7 protein-coding genes are annotated in these 12003 nt (G+C 44.2%); 6 read left to right on the top strand and 1 reads right to left on the bottom strand.

What is annotated here, in order from left to right:
* The first annotated feature begins 157 nt into the window (after positions 1 to 157).
* From modB to F7734_RS45210, 5 genes are all read left to right on the top strand, one after another.
* On the top strand, positions 158 to 1969 hold the full coding sequence (gene modB, locus F7734_RS45230) for a molybdate ABC transporter permease subunit (RefSeq protein ID WP_155750893.1): 1812 nt from the start codon (positions 158 to 160) through the stop codon (positions 1967 to 1969).
* A gap of 22 nt (positions 1970 to 1991) precedes the next feature.
* On the top strand, positions 1992 to 3122 hold the full coding sequence (locus tag F7734_RS45225) for an aminoglycoside phosphotransferase family protein (RefSeq protein ID WP_155750889.1): 1131 nt from the start codon (positions 1992 to 1994) through the stop codon (positions 3120 to 3122).
* Positions 3123 to 3191: 69 nt separating this feature from the next.
* A complete protein-coding gene (locus tag F7734_RS45220) occupies positions 3192 to 6629 on the top strand; it encodes a PAS domain S-box protein (RefSeq protein WP_155750888.1) in 3438 nt (1145 codons plus the stop codon).
* Between the two features lie 9 nt (positions 6630 to 6638).
* Entirely contained in the window at positions 6639 to 7178 is a 540-nt protein-coding gene (locus tag F7734_RS45215; protein ID WP_155750887.1) for a DOMON-like domain-containing protein, read from the top strand.
* 271 nt (positions 7179 to 7449) lie between these two features.
* Complete coding sequence (locus F7734_RS45210) at positions 7450 to 9351, top strand: aminopeptidase P family protein (protein WP_243147424.1); 1902 nt, start codon at positions 7450 to 7452, stop codon at positions 9349 to 9351.
* A gap of 2 nt (positions 9352 to 9353) precedes the next feature.
* Here the strand turns inward: F7734_RS45210 and thiM are convergent, their stop codons facing one another.
* Positions 9354 to 10196, bottom strand: coding sequence for a hydroxyethylthiazole kinase (gene thiM, locus F7734_RS45205; protein WP_155750886.1), 843 nt, complete (start codon positions 10194 to 10196; stop codon positions 9354 to 9356).
* Positions 10197 to 10328: 132 nt separating this feature from the next.
* Between thiM and F7734_RS45200 the strand changes: the two genes are divergently transcribed.
* Positions 10329 to 11987 carry a hypothetical protein gene (locus tag F7734_RS45200; RefSeq protein WP_155750885.1) on the top strand — a complete coding sequence of 553 codons (1659 nt, stop codon included), beginning with the start codon at positions 10329 to 10331 and terminating at the stop codon, positions 11985 to 11987.
* The last annotated feature ends 16 nt before the right edge of the window (positions 11988 to 12003 follow it).

The following is a 12003-nucleotide window of genomic DNA, read 5'->3' as shown; positions in this document are numbered from 1 at the left end:
ATAATCTGTAACTTTTTATCCTTAACTTATTATATTTTAATAATAATAACTAAAACTTATTCAATCCAAAATCTAAAATCAAAAATCCAAAATCCAAAATCCAAAATCCAAAATCCAAAATCCAAAATCCAAAATCCAAAATCCAAAATCCCCCATGATGCCCTACGATCTCTCTCCTTTGTGGATATCCCTCAAAACTTCCTTACTCGCAACATTTATTACCTTTTTTCTTGGGATTGCTGCTGCCTATTGGATGCTGGGATATCGGGGGAAAGGGAAGTCTTTGATTGAGGGCATTTTTGTTTCTCCTCTGATTTTACCTCCTACAGTTGTTGGCTTTTTGCTCCTCCTGTTGTTTGGTAAAAATGGTCCGTTGGGAAAACTCATGGAGCTTTTGAACTTTAGCGTAGTTTTCACTTGGTATGGTGCGGCGATCGCAGCAACAGTGGTTTCTTTTCCATTGATGTATAAAACAGCATTGGGAGCTTTTGAGCAAATCGATAGCAATCTTTTGCGAGTGGCTCGAACTCTTGGTGTCAAGGACTCCACTATATTTTGGCGCATCAGTTTACCTCTAGCGCTACCGGGAGTTTTAGCTGCAACAACGTTGGCTTTTGCTCGTGCTTTGGGTGAATTCGGTGCAACCTTGATGTTAGCAGGGAATATTCCAGGACAAACTCAGACTATCCCAATGGCAATTTATTTTGCCGTTGAAGGTGGAGCAATGAATGAAGCTTGGTTTTGGTCTATTGCTATCATAGTGATTTCCCTATCTGGAATTATTGCAGCTAACCTTTGGCAAGAACACCAGGGGAAGAGAAGGGGGCAGGGAGCAGGGAGCAGGGGACAGGGTAACAAGGAGAAAAACTCTTCCTCAATCTCTATTCCAGATTCTCCAACCTCTGGCTTATTTGTGGACATTGAGAAGCATCTCCCTGGCTTTAACTTGAAAGTCTGTTTCAGTGCTGATGGACAACCATTGGGATTGTTGGGAGGATCGGGGGCTGGCAAAAGCATGATTCTACGTTGTATCGCTGGAATAGAAACTCCAACTTCGGGACGCATTATTCTGAATGGGCGGGTGTTGTTTGACTCTCAACAGGGAATCGATCTGCCACCACGCGATCGCAAAGTTGGTTTTGTCGTGCAAAATTACGCTCTCTTCCCCCACATGACTGTAGCGCAAAATATTGCTTTTGGCTTACCAAAAGGATTGTCTGCAACAGCTATTCGACAACAAGTAGAAACCCAATTGATAACCGTGCATTTGGAAGGATTGGGCGATCGCTATCCGCATCAACTCTCAGGTGGACAGCAGCAAAGAGTAGCCCTAGCAAGAGCGTTAGCAACTCACCCAGAAGCACTATTACTTGATGAGCCATTTTCTGCACTAGATACTCACTTGCGAAGTCAACTAGAACAGCAAATGGTGGAGACATTAGCATCTTACGAAGGAACAACTTTATTTGTCACTCATAATATGGAGGAAGCTTATCGAGTTTGCCCCAATTTGCTAGTTTTAGATAAAGGACAAGTTGCTCATGCCGGAACCAGATACGATATTTTTGAGCACCCCGCCACGGCTAGCGTTGCTCAGTTGACAGGATGTAAAAACTTTTCTCGTGCTGTTGCTTTAACATCGCATCAAGTAGAAGCAGTAGAGTGGGGTTGTACCCTTAACGTTGTTGAACCCGTTCCAGAATTTTTGTCTAATGTTGGAATTCGCGCCCATCATCTCAGTCTTAATAACGATCCTACCCAAGAAAATACCTTTCCCTGTTGGCTGACAAGAACAAGTGAAACTCCTCACCGAATGACGTTGTTTCTCAAGCTGAACGGTGAACCTAAGAGCAAATCTGATTACCATTTGCAAGCAGAGGTGTTTAAGGAGAGATGGGCAGTTTTAAAAGATCGACCGATGCCTTGGTATGTTCGTTTAGATCCCTTGCGGCTTATCTTAATGGAGTGAGTGATCTTTTGATAAGCCCAACATGACAGAAAAACGAGATGCAGATAATTTAACTACCATTGCTAACCAATTCGCCTTGAAAGGAAAGGTTATGAACATTCAAGCGTTTGGCAGTGGCAATATTAATGATACATTTCTGGTGACTCTGGATTCTCTAGAGGAAAAGCACTTTGTCTTACAACGCATCAACACGCAGGTGTTCCGTCAACCAGAACTGATTATGCAGAATATGCGTACTTTTACAGAACACGTTCGCGATCGCTTACAACGTACCCCTCTCAATCGTCGTTGGGAAGTGCCACGTGTACTGGTGACAAAAGATGCACGAGATTACTGGAAGGATGCTGACGACTCGTTCTGGCGGGCAATAAGCTATATTGAAGGCACGCAATCTTTCGATACCATGCAAAATGTGGAACAAGCCAAAGAAATCGGCTATGCCCTAGGTATGTTTCACAACCTCATCAGCGACTTGTCCCCTGAAAAACTTGCTGATACCCTAGAAGGGTTTCACATTACCCCCCTCTATCTTCAACACTACAACCAAGTTTTAGCAACAACCCATCCCCAGAAATCGCCTGAAGTTCAATATTGCTTGCAGTTTGTTAGCGATCGCCAACTTTGGGCAGAAGTTCTAGAAAAGGCTAAAGCGACAGGTGAGTTACCACTGCGTCTCATGCACGGCGACCCCAAAATCAACAATGTCATGTTTGATACTGTTACTCAGCAAGCTGCTTGCGTGATAGACTTAGACACCGTTAAACCCGGTTTAGTGCATTACGATATTGGAGACTGCTTGCGCTCTGGGTGCAATGCGGCTGGAGAAGAAACTGAAGAATGGGAAAGCGTTTATTTTGATACAGATTTATGCCAGGGAATTCTCCAGGGATATCTCTCTGTAGCCAAAGCATTTCTTCTTTATCAGGATTACATCTATATATATGATGCAATTCGTCTCATTTCCTTTGAGTTAGGGTTAAGATTTTTTGCTGACTATTTAGCAGGAAATATCTATTTTAAAGTCAAGCGTCCAGAACATAATTTAACGAGAGCGCTTGTCCAATTTAAACTGACTGAGAGTATTGAAACTCAGGAAACAACGATTCGCAAAATCATTCAGGATATTATAGCAGTCACTGACCCACATTTGTAACTGGATGCTGTGAACTGACATTGATATAGTAGAGAAGCGGTATTCAAGCTATGGCATAAATGCCACCTCATGGTGAAGTATCAAACTCATCTCTGGTCAGTACCCTTCTTACAGAAGGGAGCGAAAGTAATAGTAGCCTTTGTTGCTACTGTTGCTTGCTTTGTCGCCATCGGCTGGATTTTGAACATCAGCGTTCTGAAGAGTTTGCTGCTGCTGACAGCAATCTGTTTTGCTTTTATTGGCAACGTTTTGTGGCTGGGTGGACTCAACAGACGACAAACAGCAGTCAATGAACACTTGAGCCTTGCCATTGAAGGAGCAGGGATGGCTGCTTGGAATATAGATTTGCTAACGGGAAGAGGGGTGTGGTCAGCACAACACTTTCAATTGCTGGGCTATGAGCTTGTTGCCAATGGAGAAGCAACCCTTGAGATGTGGCGCAGCCGAATTTATCCAGATGATTTAGAGCGAGTCCAGCAAATTGAGGAACAAGCCAAACGCGAGCATAAACTTTTAAGCATTGAGTATCGCATTATACGTGTAGACAACGAGGAATTGAGATGGCTCAAGACCTTTGGGCGTTTTTTTTACAATAAAGCCGGACAAGCGGTGCGTTGTAGTGGTATTGTTTTTGACATCACAGAGAGCAAACAGGCAGAAGAGGAACGAGATCGCTTCTTTATGCTGTCCAACGAGATGATTGCAATTTCCACAGTGGATGGTTACTTTAAGCAGCTTAACCCTGCGTGGGAGCGAGTGCTGGGCTACACTCAAGCAGAACTGATGGCGCAACCCTTTCTCAGCTTTGTGCATCCTGACGATGTTGAATCAACCCGTGTAGCAGCTGAACGATTTGAGGCGGGAAATCCTGCGCCCTTCTTTGAAAACCGTTACCGATGTAAGGATGGATCGTACAAGTGGCTATCCTGGGCAGGAGTTATATCTCCCGATCGTAACGTGAGCTATGCTACTGCACGAGATGTAACTGAGCGCAAATTAGCTGAACTCAACGAGCAATTCCTCAACGAACTCGATTTGCGGTTGCGGCAACTCTCTGATGCAGACGCAATGCTATGGGAAGCAGTTAGCAGTCTGGGCAAGTACCTTAACGTCGATCGCTGTGTGTGGCACGAAGTGAATTTGCAAGAAGATGTATCGTTCGTCAAACAAGACTGGCGGCAGCATGAGGACATTCCAAGCGTTGTTGGAATGTATCGCTTGTCAGAATTCCTTCTGCCAGATTTAGTAAAGCATTACTATGCAGGGCAACCTGCTGTTGTCTCAGATGTGGCAACCTATCCCTATACCGCCCCCTTCACAGATAATTATGCCCAGCGAGACATTCGTGCTTTTGTTGGAGTTCCCTGCATCCATGAAGGACTTTGGGTGGCAGTTCTTGCTATCAATGCCAGGACAATTCGAGAGTGGCGTCCCCATGAAGTGTCACTGCTCCAAAACACGGTTTCTCGCCTTTGGTCGATTGTTGAGCAAACACGAGCTACACAAGCCTTGCGCGAGAGTGAGGAACGATTGCACTTTGCTTTGCTGAATGCTCCCTTGCCAATCATGCTCCACACCGAAGATGGTGAGGTATTGCAGATTAATCATGTGTGGACGGAGATTACAGGCTATCACCTTGAAGACATTCCCACCATCGAAGCGTGGACAGAAAGAGCTTACGGCGATGGTAAAGAACAAGTGCGATCTGCAATTCAGAGTCAGTATCCCCTCACCCAGCGAAAGGCGATGGGAGAATATACCCTTACAACCCGCACGGGTGCGACTCGCATTTGGGATTTCCAGACTGCCCCGCTTCAGATATTGCCTGATGGCAGAAAGTTGGTCATTGTAACAGCGATCGATGTGACGGAACGCAAGCAAGCCGAGAAAGAAATTCTGAATTTGAATCAGGAACTACAGCGACAGTTGGCAGAGTCTCAAACGCTATTAGAAGTCATTCCTATCGGCGTTGGCATCGCTGAAGACCCCCAGTGTCAAAAAATTCGGGTCAACTCAGCATTTGCTCAAATGTTAGCCATTGCTTCAACTGCAAATGCCTCTTTAAGTGCGCCAGAAGACGAGCGACCAAACAACTTTAATGTTTATTATAATAACCAGGAACTTCTTCCAGAAGATCTGCCCTTACAGCGTGCCGCCGCTCTTGGGATTGAAGTTCGGGATTTAGAGGTTGATGTGGTTTGGAATGATGGCACAACCCTAACACTGTTAGAATACGCTGCCCCGCTTTTTGATGAACGCGGACAAGTTAGAGGAAGTATCGGCGTGTTTTGGAATATCACCGAGCGCAAGCGAGCAGAGATGGCATTACAGCAAACGCTCAAAGACTTAGCGGACTTTAAATTTGCTCTCGATCGCTCCTCCATCGTTGCCATTACTGATACTAAAGGAACCATTACCTATGTGAATGACAAATTCTGTGAGCTTTCACAGTACTCACCAGAAGAATTGATTGGACAAAACCATCGTATTGTTAACTCTGGCTATCACCCTAAAGAATTCTTTCAGCATCTGTGGGCAACCATCAGCCGTGGGGAGGTATGGCAAGGAGAAATTAAAAATCGCGCTAAGGATGGTACTTTTTACTGGGTTGCCACTACGATTGTGCCGTTTCTAGATGCTGATGGTAAACCGTATCAGTACATCGCTGTTCGTTTCGACATCACAACCCGTAAAGTGGCACAAGTTGAGCTTCAACAACTTAACATTACCCTAGAACAACGGGTTGAAGAACGCACAGCCCAACTGCAGGAAGCTAATAAGGACTTGGAAGCTTTTTCCTATACAGTAGCGCATGACCTGCGGGCACCGTTACGAGGAATTCAAGGGTTTGCTCAAGCTCTAGCGGAAGATTATGGCGATCGCTTAGATGAAACGGCGCAAGAATATATTCAACACATTTTTCGTGGCACCCATATCATGAACGAGTTAGTTCACGATCTGTTAGCCTACAGCCGCCTCAGCCGCGAGCAAATTAAGTTAACGCCAGTTCGATTGACTCAAGTTGTAGCAGATGCTCGAGCGCAATTAGCAACAGATATAAGCGAGCGTCAGGCTCAAATTGCGATCGCTGAAAACTTGCCCAATGTTATGGGGCATTATCCAATTTTAGTACAAATTATTGTTAATCTCTTGTCAAATGCAATTAAATTTGTTAAACCAGGTATTCAACCACAGATTCGAGTTTGGGCAGAAACGGTAGAGCTTAAAGAAAACAGAGAAACATGTGAAGATCGCCCTCCATTTCTGCAACAAGTGCGTCTGTGGATTGAAGACAACGGAATTGGTATTGAACCAAATTATCAGGAGCAAATTTTTGGTGTTTTTGAGCGGCTGCACAGTACTGAAACTTACCCAGGAACTGGAATTGGATTAGCTATTGTGCGAAAAGGGGCAGAGCGTCTCGGAGGACGAGCTGGTGTAGAATCTGCTCCCGGTAAAGGCAGTCGATTTTGGATTGAGTTGCCAGATTTTTCCACTTTCCCATGAGGTTTTTAGATGCAAGAGAAAATATTTTTATTACAACCTTTTTTGTACAATGAATCGCTTAGCGAACTGAAAATCAAAGGCAATGTTGCCCGGTATGAAAATCAATTTACTATTCAATATGCACTTCTTGGCGATTTAACAGAAATCGAGATTGCAGCCCCATCAGATGAACTAGCACGCAAGCACGAACTTTGGCAAAACACCTGCTTTGAGTTTTTCCTTGGGATTGAAAATAGCGATCGCTATTGGGAATTTAACCTCTCTCCTTCTGGAGACTGGAACGTGTATCGCTTTGATAGTTACCGACACCAAATGCAGGAAGAAACTGCTTTTACAAGTTTGCCATTTAGCATCCAGTATCTATCAGATGGTTTGGCGCTTGTCCTCAGCGTCGATTTGAATTTAATTATCTCAACAGATGTAGCTCTGAAGGTTGGTATTTCTACCGTCATCAAACATAAAGATGGCTTTGTTACGTACTGGGCGTTGACGCATCAAGGAGATGAACCGGATTTTCACCGTCGGGATAGTTTCACAATTGAATTTTAGCTCGTTCCCAGGCTCCTTTCACCTCGTTCCCAGGCTCCTTTCACCTCGTTCCCAGGTTCTACCTGGGAATGCAGGCTGCGAGGCTCTGCGGAGCAATACAGGAGGCGGAACCTCCCGTAAGGCATTCCCAGGCGGAGCCTCCCGTAAGGCATTCCCAGGCGGAGCCTCCCGTAAGGCATTCCCAGGCGGAGCCTGGGAACGAGAGATAGTGGGCTACTACTTTCACTTTGACGAAGCAATGAGGTGTTATGGGTGGTTTCAACAGATTAGAATGAATACAGATAAATGTATCGAATTATATCATTACATGACACCCTCAGAATTGTTAACTGCTCCTGCCTCTACCTCGCTCTACGCAAAATTGACGAATTTACGTGCATTGATGGAAGAGTATCAGTTGGATGCTTACCTGATTCCCTCTGCTGATGAGCACTTAAATGAGTATCTCCCAGAAGCAAAACAGCGACGAATGTGGCTCAGTGGCTTTACGGGTTCTGCGGGGGATTTTTTGGTGGAACGGGAGTCGAGTTGGTTGTTTGTTGACTTTCGCTACCACGAGCAGGCGGATTTAGAGGTTGATTTATCTTTGGTTCATGTCTCAAAATTGGGAATGGAAGGGCATAAAACTTTGGTGGAAACTTTGGAAACTTTGGGACAAAAAGTTGCTGGGTTTCGCTTAGGTTTCGATCCATTTACTATCCCTGTTGAACAATATCGGACGTTTCAAAATAAACTGAAATCTGCTGGTGTGGAACTAGTACCAGTGGACAAGAATTTGGTAGATATCGTTCGTTCTCAAAGTCCTTGGGTTGAATCAGAACCTGTACCTGCGTTGGGTGAATCTAGGGTATTTCACGTACCTAATGAAGTCACTGGGGAAACAATAGAGCAGAAGTTGGGTAGAATCAGGGAAGCTATGCGATCGCACAAAACAGATATCTTCCCAATTACTAAGCTGGATCAACTTGCATGGCTGTTTAACTTAAGAGGTTGGGATATTCCTTACAATCCTGTCTTCATTGCTTATGCGATTGTAACTCCAACTGAGGCGTTTTTATTGACTAATTTAGACCGTATTGATACAGAAGTTCGGCAATTTTTACAAGGTAGTGTAACTTTACTTCCCTACGAGAAATATACAGAAACTCTGAAAGCTTTAATTTCTCAAGAAAACCAGAGTAAAGTCCTTTTAGATCCCAAGCAAACGACAATGGGGACTTATCAGTTAATAGATAAGAATCGAATTGTAGAAACTGCCAATCCCATTGAGGGAATGAAAGCTCGAAAAAATGCGGTTGAAGTCGAGCAAATGAAGGGGGCGAATCTCAAAGCAAGTCGCGCTAAAATCCGAACTTTAAAGTGGATATCGGAACAACTCGCAAGCGGACAGCAATTGAGTGAGTTGGATGTTGCAAATGCGATCGCTCAATTCTATCAACAACAACCTGACTTTCAAGGGTTAAGTTTTAATACAATTGCAGGTGCAGGTACAAACAGTTCCATTGTTCACTACGGTACACCCAGTCCCAATGTATTGCTCACTCATGGTCAATTCTTCCTACTTGACTCAGGGGCACAGTATTTGGGAGGGACAACAGATGCCACTAGAACTATCATTGTAGGTGAACCAACTCCCGAACAAATTTTACGTTATACCGAAGTTTTAAAAGCACACATTAACTGTGCCATGCAACGCTTTCCTAAAGGAACAACAGGTGTTCAACTTGATGGTATAACTCGAGCTAATATGTGGATGGAGGAACTTGACTACGGGCACGGTACTGGACATGGCGTTGGTGCTTTTTTAAACGTCCATGAAGGACCAAACGGAATTAGCAAGCGTGCCTCCGAACCCTTAGAACCGGGCATGGTAACGAGTATTGAACCGGGTTTTTACCTAGCTAATTGGGGAGGAATTCGTATTGAAAATCTATACGTAGTTAAAAATTTAATACCTGAAGCAGAACTCCAAGCAGATCCAAGCAAAACCCCTTGGTATGGTTTTGAACCTCTGACATACATTCCTTTTGAGAAACGCTTGATTGCGCTAGATCGATTGGAACTCAGACAACGTCAATGGTTGGAAAATTACCACGCAGCCGTTGTGGAGAAGTTAACTCCGATTTTAGAGCCAAGTGAGACAGATTGGTTGAGAGAAGCGTGTCGATTGTGAAACTAACTCACCCGGAAGCTTTCAACCTGCGCCCGTCGTATAAAATCTTCCGGTGTGAGATTGTAGAGAGCATCAAAGATACCAACCTTAAGGGAACCCGGTCCATTAGACCGTTCGGCAGCAATTTCAGCAGCAATGGCAAAAGACAGTAGTGCTGACACTGTTGCAGTGAGCGGATCGGTTACGGCTAAGAAAGCACCACAAATACCACCGAGTTGACAACCCGTACCACTGATTGCTGGCATGAGGGAGTGACCGTTGGTAATATAAACTAAATGTTGCCCGTCAGTTGCAGAGTCTATCTTGCCAGTCGCGCAGACCGCACCCCGACCCAATTTTGCATGCAGGGCAAGAATTGCCTCATCTGCATGGGTAGTCTCATCCCCAACGCTATCAACACCTTTAGTCTTGACGGTACTGGTAACATCAGCAAGACTGGTAATCTCAGCGAGGTTACCACGCACAAGCACTACTGCGCTCTGTTCCAGCAACTGCAAATTTGTATTGGTGCGAATATGGCTTGCGCCTGCGCCAACTGGATCGAGCGTCACTGGTACTCCTTTTTCTGCAGCTATGTTACAAACTGTAAAAGCAAGATCGATTTGTGGTTTGTTTATTGTGCCAAGGTTAATGAGGATAGATCCGGCATAACCCACTAATTCAGCAGCTTCATCAGCAGATGCAGACATAATCGGTGATGCACCAATGGCAGTGATGGCGTTAGCGACATCATTAACGGTAACGAAATTTGTAATAGTATAAATTAACGGTTTCGTGTTCCGTAGTCTTTCGAGAACACAACCTGCTTCAACTGCCCAATCAATGCTTATCGGTTCAAGTTTCATAAATGATTTGATAAATTGCAACAATTTGACGTGTTACTCGACAATAAGTTTTGTGGTTAGATCCCCGACTTCTTTAAGGGAGTCGGGGATCTGGCAGTTTCGTAATTGTAATCCCAAGCAAGCGATCCAGTGATGACTAATTTTTCTCCTAATGTACCCCCTCAATATTTAGAAGGATTAGAAAATGCGCCTGATGAGGTGAAAGCAGCAATTCGCTTAGAACCACGCGAACCGGAAACAGATCCAACTTTGGGAATTCCTGTTACAGTGAACAGACAGGGTAAACCAGCCCATCGTCTTGTAAGCATTGGCGACTCACTAACCCAAGGCTACCAAAGCGGAGCAATTTTTAATACCAGTTTGTCTTATCCCATGCTGATTGCCCGCGAACTTGGTTGTAGCGAGCAATTTCGCTATCCTAAATATGAAAGTCCAGGGAACGGCTTACCATTGAATTTAGAAAAGTTCGCTAGAGATTTGGGCGATCGCTTTCAGGTAGCTGATGGTATAAATGCTATCGACTTCGCTAGAATACTGCCGTGGCTGCGAACGTATCTTGATGCCAACGAAAAGTATTGGGAGGGGTGGGCTAAAAATTCTCTTCAGTCTTCAGAAAAGGGATTAATCAATCATAATTTAGCCGTGTATGGTTGGGATTTACGGAACACACTTTCTCGCACAGCCAAAACTGCTCGAGATATTCTTCTGAAGAATCCATTCAAGGATGATGATGGGTTTAATTCTTTGAAGCAAGTCCCCGAACACGCAAACGAAATTGCTACATTAAGGGTTTTAAATACAGCAAGGGATAAAAATGGAGAAGCTTTAACACCTCTTGGTGCGGCAAAAGCTTTAAGTCAAGAAGGAGATGGAATTGAAACTCTCATCGTTGCCATCGGAGCAAACAATGCCTTGGGTAGTATTTTAACATTTAAAGCAGTTTGGTCCGAACCAGATTTTTATACTGATATGAGCGTTAACGATCGCTATACAGTTTGGCAACCCAGTCATTTCAAAGCTGAGTTAGATTTAATTGTTGAGCAAGTAAAGCAAATTAAAGCACGCCATGTCATTTGGGCAACAGTCCCTCATGTTACAATTCCACCATTTGTTAAAGGTATCAATCCTGCCAAGGATGGGAAAAAAGTTTCGCCCGGATCTCGTTATTACCCCTACTACGTTCCGATTTGGTTGGATGAAGAAAAATTTGATGCCAAGCGCCATCCTCATCTAACTGCCAATCAAGCTAGAGCGATCGACAGTGCGATAGATAAATATAATGATTCTATTGTGGATGCAGTGCGGCAAGGACGACTTGAAGGAAAAGATTGGTACGTGTTTGAGATGGTTTCATTGTTAGATCGATTGGCGTATAAGCGTTACTTGGTACAAGAAGATCGTGCAAATCGCCCAAGTTGGTGGACTCCTTACAATTTACCTCCTGCTTTGGATAAGCTGAATCCAAAACCCGATACCCGATTTTTAATCTCTGATACCAAAGGAAGACACCAAGGGGGATTGTTCTCCCTAGATGGAATTCATCCCACAACAATCGGCTATGGTATCATGGCGCAAGAAGCGATCAAAATCATGGAACTAGCAGGAGTGGAGTTTTTTAACAGTCGTGGCGAACGGCGAACCAGTCCAATTCAAATTGATTTTGCCCGCTTGATTCAGGAAGATTCTCTCATCTCCAAACCTCCAACTACCATAGCAGCAGTGCTAGATTTTGCTGGTTGGTTGGACAGCATGACTGGTATTATATCGCAAATGTATAAATCCAATCTTTGAAAAAGGGAGTAGGGAG

Source organism: Scytonema sp. UIC 10036, from assembly GCF_009725235.1.
Note: the sequence above shows the minus strand (reverse complement) of the source record. Positions and strands in the feature narration are given on the sequence as shown.